This window comes from Paenarthrobacter sp. CM16 (assembly GCF_013179505.1).
In the GTDB taxonomy this organism is placed as follows: domain Bacteria; phylum Actinomycetota; class Actinomycetes; order Actinomycetales; family Micrococcaceae; genus Arthrobacter.
In genome coordinates this window covers 1-17889 of record NZ_JABMCX010000070.1, presented here as the reverse complement: position 1 = coordinate 17889, position 17889 = coordinate 1, and the positions used below count along the sequence as shown (strand labels likewise).

General features: G+C 59.9%; 10 protein-coding genes and 1 pseudogene. 5 read left to right on the top strand and 6 right to left on the bottom strand.

From position 1 onward, the window contains the following. From HP499_RS08360 to HP499_RS08345, 4 genes are all read right to left on the bottom strand, one after another. Positions 1-1424 (bottom strand): glycosyltransferase family 87 protein (locus HP499_RS08360; protein ID WP_172323636.1); only part of this gene is annotated, 1424 nt, incomplete at its 3' end. 166 nt (positions 1425-1590) lie between these two features. Continuing rightward, positions 1591-1731 carry a hypothetical protein gene (locus HP499_RS08355; protein ID WP_172323635.1) on the bottom strand — a complete coding sequence of 47 codons (141 nt, stop codon included), beginning with the start codon at positions 1729-1731 and terminating at the stop codon, positions 1591-1593. A gap of 608 nt (positions 1732-2339) precedes the next feature. Then, positions 2340-2921, bottom strand: coding sequence for a histidine phosphatase family protein (locus HP499_RS08350; protein ID WP_172323634.1), 582 nt, complete (start codon positions 2919-2921; stop codon positions 2340-2342). Continuing rightward, entirely contained in the window at positions 2921-4387 is a 1467-nt protein-coding gene (locus HP499_RS08345; RefSeq protein ID WP_172323633.1) for a CCA tRNA nucleotidyltransferase, read from the bottom strand. Before HP499_RS08345 ends, HP499_RS08350 begins: the two co-directional genes overlap by 1 nt. A gap of 196 nt (positions 4388-4583) precedes the next feature. On the opposite strand from HP499_RS08345, the gene HP499_RS08340 reads away from it, so the two are divergent. From HP499_RS08340 to trxA, 5 genes are all read left to right on the top strand, one after another. Further along, a complete protein-coding gene (locus HP499_RS08340; protein WP_172323637.1) occupies positions 4584-5087 on the top strand; it encodes an NUDIX hydrolase in 504 nt (167 codons plus the stop codon). Between the two features lie 26 nt (positions 5088-5113). Continuing rightward, the gene (gene murJ, locus HP499_RS08335) at positions 5114-7126 is read left to right on the top strand and encodes a murein biosynthesis integral membrane protein MurJ (protein WP_172323632.1); all 2013 of its coding nucleotides are present in this window, start codon (positions 5114-5116) and stop codon (positions 7124-7126) included. Positions 7127-7267: 141 nt separating this feature from the next. Beyond that, positions 7268-8974, top strand: coding sequence for an ABC transporter substrate-binding protein (locus HP499_RS08330; protein ID WP_172323631.1), 1707 nt, complete (start codon positions 7268-7270; stop codon positions 8972-8974). A gap of 228 nt (positions 8975-9202) precedes the next feature. Continuing rightward, the gene (gene trxB, locus HP499_RS08325) at positions 9203-10159 is read left to right on the top strand and encodes a thioredoxin-disulfide reductase (RefSeq protein ID WP_172323630.1); all 957 of its coding nucleotides are present in this window, start codon (positions 9203-9205) and stop codon (positions 10157-10159) included. 35 nt (positions 10160-10194) lie between these two features. Beyond that, positions 10195-10521 carry a thioredoxin gene (gene trxA, locus HP499_RS08320; protein WP_014923339.1) on the top strand — a complete coding sequence of 109 codons (327 nt, stop codon included), beginning with the start codon at positions 10195-10197 and terminating at the stop codon, positions 10519-10521. A 5972-nt stretch (positions 10522-16493) separates the two neighbouring features. Here the strand turns inward: trxA and HP499_RS08315 are convergent. After that, positions 16494-17735 (bottom strand): ParB/RepB/Spo0J family partition protein, encoded by a 1242-nt coding sequence (locus tag HP499_RS08315; RefSeq protein ID WP_172323629.1) that lies wholly within the window; start codon positions 17733-17735, stop codon positions 16494-16496. Positions 17736-17802: 67 nt separating this feature from the next. Next, a pseudogene (locus tag HP499_RS25070) lies at positions 17803-17889 on the bottom strand (ParA family protein); the annotation flags it as partial.

The window sequence follows — 17889 nt, the reverse complement described above, 5'->3', positions numbered from 1 at the left end:
GGTCGGAAGAGATCAATTCTCAACCAGTCCCGGGCTCCGTCAAAGGGTCCGCCATGGGGGTCGTCCTCGCCGTGGATGCGCAGCGGGTCCTGGGCAGGATCCCAGATCTCCATCACCACCCGGGCCATCAGGTAGGCCGTGGCCACCATGTGCAGGCCGACAGCCAGGACGTAGTAGGACATGTCGATGTTGTGTTGGACTGAGCCACCACTGGTTGCCTGGCCCAGGTACATCCAGATGGCCGCCCAGTGCAATCCTTCGGCTGCCTGCCAGATGAGGAAATCGCGCCACCGGGGCCGGGCCAAAGCAAGCAGCGGGATGAGCCAGATAACAAACTGTGGTGAGTAGACCTTGTTGGTGAGGATGAACGCGGCAACTATGAGGAACACCAGTTGGGCGATTCGGGGTCGCCGCGGCGCGCACAATGCCAAAGCACCGATCAGCGCGCAGGCCAGGATAAACAGGTAGAACGCCAGCGAGTTGATGGTGGCCGCATTCATCTGGGTCCACTGGACCCGGTCTGCCACCAGGTTGTAGGCAAACCACGGTGAGCTGTAGCCGGCGGGGCGTTCCTGGGTGAACTCGAAGAAGTAGCGCCAACCGGAGGGGTTCATTGCTGCGATGGGCAGGTTCACGGCCAGCCACGATCCCAGTGCGGCCCCGGCAGTGATGAAGAACGTCCGCAGCTTCCCGGATCGCAGCGCAAGGACCAGCACGGCGCCGAGGATCAGGACGGGATACAACTTGGTGGCTGTTCCAAGCCCGATGCACACTCCGGCCAGGATCAACTTGTCCCGTGAGAAGAAGTACATTCCCAGGGCGAGCAAGCCCACGGCCCACATATCCCAGTTGATGAAGCTGGCAAGGATGATCCCGGGCGCCACCGCCACCATGGCGGCATCCCACGGGCGTCGCTTGTTGATCCGGGCGGTCAGGAGAACCGTGACAATCCAGACGGCCACAATGAGTGTGGCGTTGATGTCGAAGTACCCCAGGATGCGTTCGCTGCCCACTCCTTGTCCTGGCACCATCATGGCGGTGATGCCCGCAATGATGCCCATGAGGACGGGGTATTCGAACAGGCTTCCCTGGGTGAAGAAGGGGAAGACGCCATCACCGAGGCCGCGGTTTTTGAAGAGTTCAGGGAAGTCGGAGTAACACGTGGCGTAGAACTGCCCCGGCGTCTGCCATCCATTGACGCGGCAATACTCCTTGGCAAGAACGGCCAGCAGCGCGGCCACCACGGTCAGGACAATGAGGACCCGTTCAACCGTAAACGGTCCGGAGGAGACTCTTCCCGGAGACGAGTGCTTCCCCAGCGGGCCGCCAATGAGCTCCGTGAAGTTCCGAAGCAGGGAGTCGCTACGGCTCGGAACCACAAAGCGGGCACGTTTTTGCGGCCGGTGCGGCTTCGTCTCCTGCATGGATCGAGCTTACAGTCACCCCTTGGCCCGCAGCATCACACCCATCATGGCGGGCATCATTAACCTGGTGCTTAAAAGGGGGGAGCCCACGCGTAGCCGCGTGGGCTCCTTGAGGTTCAGCATGAATGTGTGGCACCTGAACTCCTTCGGGGCTGGCTGAAGGACATCAACGGATGAGTCCCATCTGGTGCAGGACAACGTAGACGTCTTCACGGCGCTGGTCGAGCAGCTGACCGTTGAACAGGGTGCGGTCCTTGGGAGCATCGCTGCTCTTGTAGAAACGCAGGTCTTCGGGGCGTTTTCGCATGGTTCACCTCCTTTCCACAACAAATTGTTCGGAATTTAGGCACAACAATTAGAGCCAAGTGAATTCGAAAGAAATCAAGGCCTAAAAGGACATAAAGAGCCGAGGATAATAAAGGGGATAAGCGGACCGAAACGGGGAAACCCGAATCGTCGTGCACAATTGCGCGTGCTTCCGGCAGTCGACCCAACAAGAAGCTGGTTCCGAACTATGGGGAAACTGCGCACCCGCGGCATGCTGCGTGGGTCCGCGCCTACAACTGACTACTCAGCCATCCAAAGGACAGGAGGCCGTCAAGAACACCGCCGGCAGCAAGGCCGGTCCGGATGGTTCAGGAGTGGGTCAGAGAGCAAAAATGGCGTCGATCATCAGCAGAGGCCGGGGCAGCAGTGACGGTCAACTTCCGTCCGCTAGTCAAAGTAATCATTTTTCCCAACCTCCTTTTCTGGTCACGAGGACCTGCTGTGGCATTCTCCCGGCTGACTGAACCAGGGAATGCGCGCCTTGTTCCCGGCGGGTCGCTCTGGGAACAAGATACAAACTACCCCATGAAGAAGGAGTTTGACCAGCGAAATTAGCTAATTCGCCAAAAGTTTTTCAAAATTCGTGTTTTAGAGTCCCCAACGCACAATTGCAGGTGTGCGCTTATCCCATCCGAGGGTGCAGACCTTCGCCGTTCCCAGAATGAAGTGCCGGCCTTCGCGGGCATCCATTTCCAGCCAACGGGCGGTCAGGATGCGGGAGAAATGACCATGGGCAACAATCAGGACATTGTCCATTCCGGATTCCAGGACCCGCCCAATGATCTTGTCGGCCCGTGCAGCAACTTCGTCCAGGGTCTCGCCGTTGGGTACGCCATCGGTCCAGATGAGGTAGTCCGGGTTGTCCTTCCGGATCAGGTCCGAGCTGATTCCTTCGTAGTCGCCGTAGTTCCATTCCACGGCCAGCGGCTCATGGACGGCCTCCGGGTACCCCGCGAGTTCTGCCGTACGCCGGGCGCGGCGCAGTGGCGAGGTCATGACCAGGTCAAAGTCGATGCCTTCCAGGACCTTGCGGGCTTCAACAGCCTGTTGCTCGCCCTCAACAGTGAGGGGAAGATCCGTCAGGCCGGTGTACTGGCCGCTTTTGGACCACTCGGTCTCGCCGTGTCGAAGGATCCAGAGTTGCGGACGCGGGGAAATGGCAGCGTTCATTAAGGCTCCTCGGTTTCGGTCAACGGCTCGACGACGGCGGACTCGGGTTGCGCTTCCCACCATGCCAAGAGTTTCTGCTCGGCTTCCTCCGGGGACAGCGGCCCGTGTTCCATCCGTTCTTCCAGAAGGAACTTGTAAGCCCGCCCCACCACGGGACCCGGCTTAAGCCCCAGAAGTGCCATGATCTGCGCACCATCAAGGTCAGGACGGACTGCCGCCAATGATTCCTGTTCCAGAAGCGCCGAGATGCGGTGCTCAAGGTCATCGTAGGCGAAGGACAGACGGTCGGCCTTGCGTTGGTTACGTGTGGTGACGTCGGAGCGGGTGAGGCGGTGCAGGCGTTCCAGCAGGGGACCGGCGTCGGTCACGTAGCGGCGGACAGCGGAGTCGCTCCAGCCGGCATCTCCGTAGCCGTAGAACCGCATGTGCAGCTCAACGAGGCGGGACACCGCTTTGATGGACTCGTTGTCGAACCGCAGCGCCTTCATGCGCTTCGCCGTCAGCTTGGAGCCCACAACGTCATGATGGCGGAAGCTCACCGCGCCGCCCGGTTCAAAACGGCGCGTAGCCGGCTTGCCGACGTCGTGCATCAACGCAGCGAACCTCAGCACAAAGTCGGGGCCGGGCACCGGACCGTCAGGACCCGTTTCCAGTGCGGCGGCCTGTTCCAGGACCTGCAGCGAGTGCTGGTAGACATCCTTGTGCCGGTGGTGTTCATCGGCTTCGAGGCGCAGGGCGGAAACTTCGGGCAACACGAACTCGGCGAGGCCCGTATCCACCAGGAGGTCAATACCCACGCGGGGGTGCGCGCCGTTGATGAGCTTGACCAACTCTTCACGGATGCGCTCCGCAGAGATGATCTTGATGCGGTCAGCCATTTGCGACATCGCGAGCCGGACGTCGTCGTGAACCGACACGCCGAGCTGGGATGCAAACCGGGCCGCGCGCATCATGCGCAGCGGATCGTCGGAGAAAGAGGTCTCCGGGGCCCCGGGGGTGGCGAGCTCTGACGCGTGGAGGTCCCGGACGCCGCCAAATGGATCCACAAGTTCGAGGCTGGGCAACCGCAGCGCCATGGCGTTGATGGTGAAATCACGGCGCAGGAGATCGTCTGTCAGGGAGTTGCCGAAAGCCACCACGGGCTTACGCGAATCGGGGTCGTAAGCCTCCGCCCGGTATGTGGTGACTTCAATCTGGAAACCGTTCTTCTTCATACCGATAGTGCCGAATGCACGGCCGATTTCCCAGAAGTTGTCCGCCCACTTCTTGATGACCGCAATGGTCTGGTCCGGGGTGGCGTCGGTGGTGAAGTCGAGGTCCGGGGACGTCCTCCCCAGGAAGAGGTCGCGCACGGGTCCACCCACCAAGGACAGCTCGAATCCGGCATCAACAAAGCGCTGCCCGAGGTCGAGCACCACCGGATCGATGGTGAAGTTAACTGAAGAGCTGTCCAATACGTGCGCCATAGTCCCTTAAGCTTGGCAGATTTTTGCTCAGCATTGGGCCACTGTTCCATGCGAAATCAGGCATGTGTCCGCGGAGCATCTCCTGCAGTCCATCTTGTGGCCATGTCCCGGTCATCACTCGAGGGCAAGAGTCGTTAGAGTGGACCTCATGGCCAACCCGATCCCGAGCGCTCCTGGCAGGAGGACAAACGCACCGTTGCCGTCGGCAATCGGTGCTCACGTCGCGCCCGCCCAGCAGCACCCGGTGCAGGCCTCACTTCCCACTGTTGAGGAAGTGTCAGCCGGTGGCGTCGTTGTAGACACGTCCGACGGCGAACTCCGGGTTGCGATCATCGCCCGCCTTAATAGGGGTGGCCGCCTTGAGTGGTGCCTCCCGAAGGGACATCCGGAAGGCCGGGAGAACAACGAGGAAGCTGCCGTCCGTGAGATCGCCGAGGAAACCGGCATCGAAGGCAGCATCCTGGCGCCACTGGGCAGCATCGATTACTGGTTCACCGTGAGCGGGCACCGCGTCCACAAGACCGTGCACCATTTCCTCCTCCAGGCAACCGGCGGCGAGCTGACTATCGAGAATGATCCCGATCAGGAAGCCGTTGATGCTGCCTGGGTTCCCATCCAGGAACTGGCCCGCAAATTGTCCTTCCCCAACGAACGCCGCATCGCTGACCTGGCACGGGAAGTGCTGCCCGATCACCTCTGAGCCGGGTACGTGGGACGATAAAGGCGATGTCTGAAGCCAAAACAACCCAGTCCGTTCAATCCGGAGAAGCCCGTTCCAGTGCCATCATGGCCGCAGGAACGCTGGTTTCCCGGTTCCTTGGCTTCGCAAAAACTTGGATGCTCGGTGCCGCCCTTGGCCTGGGTTCCACGGTCAATGACACGTTTATCAACGCGAACAACCTGCCCAACCTGATCTTTTTGCTGGTTGCCGGTGGCGTGTTCAACGCCGTCCTGGTTCCCCAGATCATCAAAGCGAGCAAGGCCCCGGACCGCGGTGCGGACTACATCAGCCGCCTGCTCACCCTCGCGGTCCTGGTGCTGCTGGCCTTGACCGCGCTGGTGACCCTCGCGGCACCGTTGGTCATCGACCTCACCACCCAGGGCTACTCGGAGCAGCAAAAGGCCCTTGCCGTCACCTTTGCCTTCTGGTGCCTCCCACAAATCTTCTTCTACGGGCTCTATGCCCTGCTGACCCAGGTGTTGAATGCCCACGGAGCATTCGGGCCCGCCATGTGGGCCCCCATCCTCAACAACCTCGTGGCCATCGCCGGCCTGGGCATGTTCATTTGGATCCTGGGCGCCAACATCACCAACCCGCACACGCTGGACAACTGGGGACCCACCCAGACCTTCCTGATAGCGGGGTTCTCCACGTTCGGTGTGGTGGCCCAGACGGCCATCCTGCTCATTCCAGTCTTCCGCTTGCGCCTTGGCCTTCGCCCCCGCTTTGGCTGGCGCGGCGTTGGACTGGGCCAGGCCGCCAAGCTGAGCGTCTGGACGTTGGCCACGGCCGCCGTCGGGCAGTTGGCCTTCCTGTACATCATGAGGATCGCCACCATTCCCGGCGCAGAGCGGCTCCGCCTGCAGAACGCGGGGGATACGGTGGGCGCAGCGGTCCTGCCCGGTAACGCCGTTTTGGAAGTCGCGAGCCAGCTGTACCTGCTGCCGCACTCGATCATCGCCTTGTCCCTGGCTACCGTCCTTTTTAACCGCATGACCCGCGCGTCCCAGGACGGCAACAAGGCCGAACTTCGCGACGCCCTCTCCCACGGTCTCCGCACCATGGCCGTAGCCACGGTTTTCGGCGCCCTGGCCCTCTTCGCCTTGGCTGGTCCGCTGGGCATGTTCTTCTCCGGCGGCAAGCCGCAGGACGGCGTCATGCTGGCCCAAACGCTCACCATCCTTGCCCTCAGCACCCCCTTCCTGAGCGCCAACTTCATGATGTCCCGCGTGTTCTACGCCAACGAGGACGCCCGCACACCCTTGTACGTTCAGTTGTGGCTGGCCGTGATCTACGTGGTGGGTGCTTTCTTCATCCAGTTCCTGCCCGTGGGCCAGATCATCTACGCCATCGCCATTCTTTACACCCTGGGCAACATCCTCTCCGTAGTGATCAGCGTGGTGTTCCTGCGCCGCCTGCTGGGCCACCTCGACGGTCCCCGCATCGCCAATTCGTACATTCGCATGGGGTATGCGGGTCTCGGTTCCGCACTGGCCGGTGCGGGCGCACTGTGGCTTCTGGGCAGCTACCGGGCCGACGGTTTCGCCTGGAGCAGCCGCCCGGCCGCCTTGGTGACGGTGGTCGTCGTCGGGCCCGTCATGCTGCTCGCGTACCTGGTCCTGCTGCGCGTCTTCCACGTCACCGAACTGCGGGACCTCCTGCGGCCGCTGATGGGACGTCTGGGACGGGGTGCTCCAGCGCCGGTTTCCGGCGAAACCGTGGAAACCACGACGACGGCCCGCGCCACGGTCTCGGACGATACCGGTCTGATTCCGCGCATCTCGGGCGAGTTCGATGCGGCATCCTACCGGGCCGGTCCGGCCGTGGACCGGGCTCCTGCAGTGTCTGCCGCGGACACTGCAGACGCCCCCAAGACATACTTGCCCGAAGAGGACGCACCCAGCACCGCACGCGGCGGCAAGTTCCGCCCGCAGGTCCCATTGCCGGGTCGGCGCACCTACCAAGGCGACGCCGGACGCAATCCCTACTTCCCAACACGCGGAAACCACCGCAAGTGAGCCGGTGGCGCCAACATGGGCGCGGCGCATGAATCGGCTAGGCTAGAAAATGAATACAGGTAGTTGCAAAAGCGGTTGAACCGGCTCGCCGGGCCGGCCGCGTGCAGGACCCGCAGCTCCCGGACAGCCTAGGAGGAACACGTGTCCCACCCGATCGACGTCGGATCAGTACTTGGCGGCCGCTACAAGGTCACAGCCAATGTGTTGACCTCGCATGACCAAGATCAGGTGCTCGACGGCGTGGACCAGGTCCTCAACCGTCCCGTGAGCATCCTTGTCGCCGGACCCGGTAATGCTGAGCAGGTTGCGCAGAGCGCCCGCGAAGTCGCCACGGGGGAGCGCCCCGGCCACGTCCAGATCCTTGATCTGGGCGTCAGCGACAACACCACGTACCTGATCACCAACCACAGCAGCGCGCCCGATTTGCTGGACCTGGTGGTTGCCACCAACCCGCCGTACATCGAGCCGTTCTTCACTGAGACGCTCGGCAGCGAGATCTTCGGCCAGCCCCGCACGTATGAGCCTGAAACATACGACGGCCTGTATGAGGATGACGAGCATGACGCCGCATACATCCAGTACGACGAAAACGGCTACCCCATCCCGCACGAGGACGACACCGATCCTGCCGCTGCACCACAGGCCGGCAACGTCCCTCCGAGGCCTGCCGCCAGCCCGTCGTCGGCCAAGAGCGGGATTGCCGGCAAGCTGGCTGCTGCCGCCGGTGCCGGAGCCGCGGGCTTTGCCGCGCTGAAGAACTCCGCGTCCAAGAATCACGACGCCGGTGCTGCCGCCGGCTCTGGTTCTTCAGCTGCCGGTGCGGGTGCTTCCCCTGCCGGTGCCTCCAATGCCGCTACATCCGCACAGCCGCCCACTCAGGCGGTGTCGTCGCAGCCGGCTCCACCCGCTCCTTCTGCGCCCCCTGCTCCTGCCGCGCCACCGCAGCCGCCCACTCAGGCCGTCAATGCCCAGCCTGCACCATCGCGTGAGCCGGCAGAACCCAAGGTTTCCTTGTGGTCCGAAGAGGACTATGGTTTCGCCGGAGGAGGTGCCGCTGCCGCCGCTGCCGGCGCCTCTGCCGCAGCCCGAGGTACCTCAGACTCCGGTTACGACCGCGCCCCCTCCAGCTTCCCGGCGTCGGCCGCTGTCCAGGAAGACTACGACGACGAGGAAGTGTACGAGGACGACGACGCTCCGGAGAAGGAGCCCCGCTCGCTCCGCTGGCTCGTCGGTGGCTTGCTGGCCGCTGTCTTGATCGTGGGTCTGGTCCTCGCGGTCACCAACTTGGGCAGCCTCCTTCCCAGTGGCGCACCTGCAGCCTCAGAGAGCACTCCCGCTCCCCAGACCAGCAGCAGCACGAAGTCCGAAGAACCCACACCTTCCGAGACAGCGCCTCCGGCTGCACCGCCAGCCATCGAAGGTATTTCCCGCCTCGGCGACTTCCCCTTTGCCGCCACGTACGACAAAGACCTTGCCAGGGCTTTCGACGGCAATGCGGCAAGTTACTGGTCGGACATGGAGTTTGCCACGGCAGACTGGGGTGGACTCGTCACCAACATGCCTCTGGTGATTGAGCTCAAGGAAAAGACCGAGGTTAAGTCCATTGTGCTGAACCAGTTGGGCGGATCCGGTGGCAGCATCAGCGTCTACACCAACGACCGCCCCGCCATGGACGGAGCCAAACTGGTAGGTACCAACAGCTTCACCTCGCCTGAACTCACCATGCCCCTGGCCGCGCCGACGCAGACGCAGTACGTCATTGTAGATATCAAGGCCCTGCCCAAGCTGGCTGCGCCGAAGACCCGATTCGGGTTCGGTCTGCGCCTGGCCGAGGTCACCGTCCAGTAGCCCCACCCAAGTAAGTAGCAGTAGAGGCCGTTTTGACTAGTCAGAACGGCCTCTACTGCTACTTGCCTTGGCTTCACCGCTTAGAACCCGCATGCGTGCAGACGGTACCCTGAATATTGGTGGCTTTCAGGTCCCCATCTCCATCGGAATATTTGGGGCGTAGCCGGGGTTGAGTCAGGTGGCTGCCCCGAAAGCCGCAGCATCGACTAAGGAAGAGGTTCACGCCACGTGAGCATTGCAGAAAACAGCGCATCGCAGGTGCGTGACGTCATCATCGTAGGTTCAGGCCCTGCCGGCTACACAGCCGCCGTTTACACCGCCCGCGCCAACATGAAGCCTCTGCTCATTGCCGGTTCCGTCACCGCTGGTGGCGAACTCATGAACACCACCGACGTGGAAAACTACCCGGGATTCCCTGATGGCATCATGGGCCCGGACCTCATGGAGAACTTCGAAAAGCAGGCCGCGCGTTTCGGTACCGAAATCCAGTTTGAGGACGTCACCGAGCTGGATCTCGACGGCGACATCAAGACCGTGACCATCGGTACGGGGGAGACCTTCCAGGCGAAGGCCATCATCCTGTCCACTGGTTCGGCCTACCGTGAGCTTGGCTTGGCGAACGAAAAGCGCCTCTCAGGCCACGGTGTCAGCTGGTGTGCAACCTGCGACGGTTTCTTCTTCAAGGACCAGGACATCGCCGTGATCGGTGGTGGCGACTCCGCAATGGAGGAAGCACTGTTCCTCACCAAGTTCGCAAAGTCCGTCACTGTGGTTCACCGCCGCGATACCCTCAAAGCCTCCAAGATCATGGGCGATCGCGCCCAGGCTCACGAGAAGATCAACTTCGTCTGGAACACCGCCGTCGAGGATGTTCTCGGTGAGGACAAGGTCACTGGCCTGAAGCTGAAGAACCTCGTGGACGGCACCGAGTCCGAACTCTCTGTCACCGGCGTCTTCGTGGCTATCGGCAACGATCCCCGCACGGATCTCATCAAGGGCAAGGTTGATCTGACCCCCGAGGGAACCATCGCCGTGGAGGGCCGCAGTTCACGCACCAACATCAAGGGTGTCTTCGCTGCAGGCGATGTCATCGATCCCACCTACCGCCAGGCCATCACGGCTTCGGGCTCCGGTTGTGTGGCGGCCCTTGACGTTGAGCACTACCTGGCAGACCTGCACTCCTAAAGCTGCATCCAAGCAACCATACGAAGGGAAAAGTTATGAGCAACGCAAAAGACGTAACTGACGCAAGCTTCAGCACGGATGTCCTGGCTTCCGAGAAGCCGGTCATCGTGGACTTCTGGGCAGAGTGGTGTGGCCCCTGCCGCAAGCTTGGTCCCATCCTCGACGAGATCTCCGTTGAGTACAGCGAGAAGGTAGACGTTGTGAAGCTCAACGTCGACGACAACCCCGCCATCGCAGCCGAGTATGGAATCACGTCCATCCCGGCCGTTTACCTGTTCAGCGGGGGAGAAGTTAAGAGCACTGTTATCGGCGCCAAGCCGAAGCAGTTCTTCGAGAAGGAATTCGCGGACGTCCTGTCCTAGGTTGAACTCCTGATCTGATTTATCGAAAACCGGCGGTTGCTGCTCCTCACGGATCGGCAGCCGCCGGTTTTTTGTTGTTATAGGGGAAGTAAACCTTTTGGGCTTGCTGAAGCTGCAAATTTTGGTGTGAACTGCTCCAGCTGTACACTCAGCCCGCATTACACTTTCCCTTACCTGGGGTAGGGGAGTCTCGACCCTCTCCCACATCCCACCCCCACCCGGGCAACCCTCTCCCACATCCCACCCCCACCCGGGCAGCCCTCTCCCAGCACTGTGCAATCGAGCAGAGCGGAGCGCATGATCCTGGTAGTCCTCCCTGGGCCCATCAAACAGGAGTGGATGGAGTGGCGCTCAAAGAGGCAGTCAGGGGCCAACCGCTACATTGTCATCGGCAACACTTTGGAGGAGATGTGCTTGAAAGGCCCTACTCCTGAATGGCTCTAATGCCGGTCGCTTTCGTCGGTACGGTCGGACTTACTCGGATTCAGTGGATGAAGTCCGGTTGTAACTAGCTCGAACCCTTCAGCTTTCTATTTGGGAAGTCTCCACGACGCAGGATTCAGGGGAGATGAAGGCAGGTCATGGCGGTGGGAAGCGGACAACTGGTCACAGATCCGCAGCGATTTCATCGCTGCCGATACCTAGGGAGTCGCTGGCGTGCGGGTGAAATTAGAGGTGCCACTGGAAATCCAATGCGAGAGTCACGACTCCAGATAAGAGTTGCACGGTCGGCGACCCTCAATATTCTCAACAGGCCCATTCGGACAGCGTGTGGCATTGTCCGCAACTTCCCCCACTTGCTGGCGAGACGACTCTTGTACAGCTACCTGCAGTTGTCATTTCAGTTGAGCCCGACACATTTCCCAACACAACCGGCTACCGTAATAGTCCCCGTCTCAGCAATGACAGGAAGGGCAGAAGCTGGAAATGCGCCCAGCCTTGGCTCTACCCAGTCAGTGGGTGGTTTCACGTGAAACGCCGGCGGGTAGGTCGTGCTTCAAGAATGTCCCCTGGACGGCAAACTAGCGCGTGCAAACTCCGGCCTTCTAACGTCCGCTCTTCATACCGATAAAGCCCCCTGTTTCACGTGAAACATTGGTCGGCTGCCGCGCTCCGGGAACGACCAGTTGGCGGCAGATCAGCGCCGGGATCCCTTAGTCTACTTAAAGCGTGTAGCTTCACTGATGCAGCGCGTGTTTCACGTGAAACACCGCACGGTTGGTGTCGGTGTCCCAGGCACATGATCCTGATGTCTGAGTCTGATGAATCGTTGGTCTGTGGAAACTCGACAGAAGGTTACTGGCAGCGATGAACTTTTGCTTGGAGCCCCAAGCGCCCGAGGCCGTTCACGGCAGCCAGAAGACCCTCCAGGGCCGATTTCGGCCGTGAACGGACTCGAGGGGAGTCACATACGGTGGACCCTTCCAGCACCCCGCTGGTCGCCTGCCAGTCGCCTCCGGATCTACCTCATCGGGGTGCTCAAGTCATTGAGTCAGGGGGCGGACCTATTCTTGAGCATCCATCGATCGTAAAGCCCAACTCGCAGGCGCTGTGAGAAGGGGAAGTACGCCAGCGATGCTCAGGATCACGGCAACAAACTTCCAAGTGACCAAAGATCACTGTAGTCCCCTTGAATTCCTACACACTCAGAGAGTATCAAGGCTCACCGGCTAGCAATCCTGGTTGCTGCCAGGACGCCTGAGAGTTATCTCCGGAGTCGGCCGCGTAAGGAAATTCTCGATATGGTGCCGGTATTTGTGCAATGGAACAGAGATGTAGGCGCCAGCAACTCGTTCAAAGCAGTAGCATGGGCCTTGGTGGCTCTTAGAGGCAACGGGCGACGAAGTATTCAGCCGGCAACTCCTCTCTCTCGTAAGTATGTAGAACCAGCACTTCAGCACCTTGTGAATAGCCGGATTGCTGCGGGACCAGCGAGAAGCCGGTGCGTGGGGGGCGACTATGGGGACTGAAGTCAGAGGCTAACGCAGCAGAACGGGGCCAGCTCCGGGCGCCATTGGCGACGGCCAGCGACTGTCACGGACCTAGGTAGTCATTCTTGGCCGCTAGTTCTCGCGGAGCGTTTCACGTGAAACATTGGAAAACGCGCACTGCCACGTGGCACTTCTACATGCACTTCGCCCACGAACTCCACGGTCTATAGTCACTGCACCACCCTAGTGACCCACAAGAGCAATGCCCGGCTACCACCAACTTGGCCTCACGACAGTCCAGTGACATCCAGGCGATTCAGCGTAGTCCGGTATTCCCTCATCGAGTCCATAGGGGTTTCAGTTGAAAAGAGAATATGTGAAGGTCAGCAAACACTCAGTCGCGACGGCAGTGGGGAATCACCGCAACCGCGGGACGGCAGGGCATCCGACGATGGCCAGAACTATGCGTGGCGCTACAGGGAGTCAGGATCCAAAACCAAGACTCAGACCGTTAGTGTCGCGGGCGTCCCAGAGAAGAGAAGGAAGCGGATACGTGTGGCCTTAACATTAGTGGTCTGCTGCGGCGTACTAACCCACTACACTCACGAACAATCTACCGGCACGATCTGGCATTGCGCTCATTGCAGGGAGCGAGCGTCTTTAGAACACGAAGGGAGGACACCACGCAGACCCGTTTCACGTGAAACACTGCCTAGGACATGTTGCTCCAGCGTAGGAGTGTAGTCCTACCAGACTAGTGCGAGAAGCACATGACTGCGCACGGAGATGGTGCCGGCCTGCTCACGGCCCTGCGGCTAGGACGCGGCCATCTCTTTCCGAGCACCTCCGAGACTAGCCATCCAATCGAATGCCGATGGCTCTTGGAACACCAGTCAACATAGCTGGCGTGCCCTATCGCCAGGCAATGAGCGGACATGCTGTCCGTTGCTTTTAGGCCCGGCGTGATGAGTACATATAGCCCGTCGAATCCACCAGTGCTGCCACGCGGGAAAGACATCCGATGATTGTGTAAGGAGCCATGCCCCTAGCAAAACGCGGGACGCTGTCAGGCCGCAGCCATCGACGCCCTAATCCCCATTGAAGTGTTTGCCCTGGAACGCAAAAGGGAGAACCTTAACGCCAGACAGTTTTGGTCCTCATCTACACGGAGGTCTCAAAGCCATCTGCGCGCCTGCCTACCATGCAGCGTCGGGGAAATTGTGACGGTGGTTGTCCACCGAGCTGCACCCAATTGTCCTGGTGTTGTGCACACAGTTATCCACAGGCTTATCCACTGAGTATGAGCCCCTTCACAAATCGCCCTCCCTCCTCACCCAGAGGTACGTCGAAGCCCTACGTTTCCTCGGAGCCGCATTGGCTTATGTACGCGAGCTCAGGTCGTAGTGAATGCCGGGATTGGCCCCGAAAACCAATGAGAATAGGGGGTAAAGACCCGAAGCGTGACTCCTACGGTGTCGGTTCTCGCGCGTACCGCTCGGGTCGTTCCCGAGGTGGCTTCAACGAGTTGGTGAGACGATCACGTAGACCGCTATAAGCGCCGATGCTTACCTCAACTGCTCACAATACCCACAGAGTTATCCCCAGCGTTATCCACAGGGATATCCACTTCCTTATGCACAGGCCTCAGGCCAGGTTTGAGGCATCCATCGACCCGACCGGTTCACCGTTTCACGTGAAACAGTCCGCCCTAGGATCACGAGCGGAAATGAATTAGCCGTCCAGCTTCAGAATTGCGCACACAATAATCACGGTGAGTCTCACAGTGTGCACCAGGCGGAAGCACCATGAGGACATCTATCGGCCACAGCGACATCTGACCATTCGTCAACAACGTCACCAACCGTGCAATGAGAAGTTACCATCGGTGGTGCGGTCGCAGATGACGTCGTCGGTAGTTCCTGTCTTCATTCTGTATTGGATCACAGGGTACTGCCGGGGTCCATTGCCCATAAACGCAGGGCCAGAGCCAACAGAGTACCGACTAGTTTCCCTTCAGCCCCCGGGGCTGTGGTGCTTTGCCGCCCATAGCATTTAGAGAACAGCAGGACCTTGCCGCAGCAACCATGGGAGGCCTCCCACCGAAGCCCCACTAGTGGTCTGCTGGGGAGAAGGGACGCGATCCTGAACGATCATGACCGCATCGGCTACGGTTGCATCCTGATTCAAGAGGCTTCGATACCAGCAGGCAACAGCAACATGTTCGGAGTCCTTCTGAGAGTTCGGAACACCCCACTAGCCAATGGCACGAATTCCATGCTTTACCAGGGAGACCGCAGGTAACTCGAAAGCAACGATTGGAGGCTGGCCGAGTCTTAGAGGCGCTCCAGCCTTGGGACCTCCCACGAAACAAGCTCATGACTCCGAGCAGATGGCGCAGTGGTGGACCGAGTCGGCGCAGCTCCACCGCTTGATGCGGATCTGGCACAGAGTGTTGGCCCTGGCTACCCGAACACCAGAGAGAGGCGAATGAAAATGAGCAATCTGCCTGGACGCAGTGGCGCGAGCGGTTTTGAAGACAGTACAGCTCAGGACGGCGGCCAGGACGGCCACCGTAGCTGCCTCGCTACAACTAATCAGTCTGGAATCAGAGTCACACCAAGTGGCCACAAGCCGGCCGGTGTCCAAAGGCCTTGACTAGTCCAGTTCAAGCTCCTTCGCAGCTGACCTAAGCTACCTTCCGGAGCCTTAGAACGTGGTTCCCTCGGTCTTTCGCGTAGTCTCTTACGGTATATGGGGGAGTGCCCACGCGAGTCCCCCTGAGAAGCTGGCAAGGAAGCAGAGCCGGTATCCACCGTTGGGAAGCCGATCTGCGGGCTTTGCAGACTGAATCAACTGACCGACTGAATCACGCCTCAACGACCCACTCTCTAAGTGCCATTCAGTGGCCGTTTTCAACGGTGAAGCGCCGTTCACTGAGCAGCGACTTGCCTTCCCAGTCTCACCGAAAAGCCAGACATAAGTTAGTAGTTTCGGCTTACGTTTCACGTGAAACAACTGCGTCAACATGGCCCGCCGCTCTATCCAATAGTGAGCTATCAATAGCTGCTCTCCTCGAAGGGTGATCGGGCTCCGTCAAAAGGTCTCATGCGCCTGTCCGTGGCACCTCCAAGCTTGTACAGACTACTTGCCAAGCGGTCTATCTGGAGTCGAGTCCATTCACGATCTTGTTTCACGTGAAACGGGAGGGGGACATCTAACCAGCCAGTTCGAGGCAGGAGTAGGAGAGCTTCGCTGAATGAACAGGCAGGCAACTGCAACTTCGTCCGTGTCCTGCCCAAAGAAGCCCGAAATCACTGTTTGTGAGTGTCCCACCTGGGTGCCTCCTAGTTGATGAGAAGGTACTGGCGGCGGACCGCTGACCTCCAGAGAAGTTTGCGGCTACATTGGCAGTCCCTTGGCCAGCCTCGAAGGCGCCTTGACTGCGTTTTGTCCTCAGGGCGACGACAAATCAAACTCAATGTACCGCTTGAGCGACCTGAACTACTTCCCGGGGCGCAGCTCTGGACCGGAACACCGGACTTTGGACCAAGCTCGATGTCAAAATGCTAAGGGCAAGTTGTTTCACGTGAAACGCCGAATGCATCCGCTCAAGCAGTTAGGGCTACTCATCTGCTGTTTCAGATGAATACGGCGATGTCACGTCCATCCCATCCGTGCGACACCAACAATGCAACGGCTTTGGAGAGCTCAGCGCTTGTATCCATTTGTCTTCCATCACTGCCCAACAGTAGCCACGCAGCCTGGAAGACCACAAGAAGGTGCGACCATCCGAGGTGGCAATACTGCAGAACAGCGGTCTTCAAGCGGCATAAACCCACAACTGCGCAAAGACGAAGGACCCACGTTCGTTTCACGTGAAACATCCCGAGCATGCGCTGCTCAGGAACTTTCGATGCCCGGGCAGCGAGTATCACGCGGCAAATGGGGCGTTCCCGTGCCCATTTCGTAGGAGAAAACTCAGGTGACAAGCAAAATGGGACCTACTCAGAGAGCAGATCCCATTTTAGAGAGTCAGGAGTGTCAGTCTTCGGCGCCAGGCCCCAGGACATCCATGATGCGATTGAGATCCTCAACGCTGGCAAACTCGATGCTAACGCGGCCTTTACGGGCTCCTAGAGTGATCTTTACGTTGGTATCCAAGCGGTCCGAGAGGGAAGACGCAAGGTAATCAAGACGCTCGTGGCGGGCATTCGGCTTCGGAATGCTGTTTTTGGCCGGTGTAGTGGGGTCCTGATAAAGGGCCACCGCCTCTTCTGTCGCACGGACAGACATACCCTCAGCCACGATCCTCTGAGCCAAACGTTCCATGGCGGCTGCGTCCGGGAGTGCCAGAAGAGCACGGGCGTGCCCTGCTGAAAGTACGCTGGCAGCTACACGTCGTTGAACCAAGGGCGGGAGCTTCAGTAATCGCAGCGTGTTGGAGACCTGCGGACGTGAGCGGCCAATACGGTCCGCGAGCTGCTCGTGGGTGGTGCCGAAGTCTTCCAGGAGTTGCTGGTAGGCAGCAGCCTCTTCAAGGGGGTTCAGCTGACTCCGGTGCAAGTTCTCCAGCAGTGCATCCCGGAGAAGGTCGTCGTCGGTGGTGTCTCGGACAATCGCAGGGATGGTTTCGAGGCCCGCGGCCTGAACTGCACGCCATCGACGCTCACCCATGACCAGTTCATACGGTTCTCCACCCTTTTCGGTTGAAGTACGTACAACAATTGGCTGGAGGACGCCGATTTCTCGAACCGAGTGGACCAGCTCTGCCATGTCATCTTCATCGAAGACCGAACGAGGCTGTTTGCGGTTTGGGTGAATGTCACCTACCGGAATCTCGGCGAAGCGGGCGCCGGGGACCTCGACCAGCTCCACGTTTGACGCAGAGGAAGAGGAAGCCGCCTCCACATCGTTGGTTTCCGGAGTCGACGAAGCAGTAGTTCGCTTGGACGCAGGCTTAGCCGGCGTTGACTTGGCGGCGGACTTGGCCGGCGCCTTGGAAGCCGGCGCCTTGGAGGCAGCAGAATTGGACGCCGCAGACTTCCTAGTCTCCTGCACTGCGGCCTTACCGGCGGTTGCTGCTGCACCAGCCGACTGCGAAGGCTCCGCTTCAACCGCCGCTTCGGAAGCCGGAGCCTCCACTACCGGTTCAACGGACTTCTTTGCTTCCGGGAAGAACAAATCCACTGGGCGGGACGGCGCAGAACCGTTTCCCTGGGCCGCGGCCGAGCTGGGAATGAGAGCCCCAAGACCCCTACCGAGGCCCCTTCGCTTTTCGCTCATTGATTCATCCCTCCGATGAAATGGCCGAGCACGGACCTGCTCAGGCTGTTGCAGTGTTTCAAGAATTCTAGCGTTCGGCGATTTCGGCAGCGGCTTCCATGTAGGAGAGCGCGCCGCTCGAAGAAGGATCGTAAGTCATGACCGTTTGCTGGTA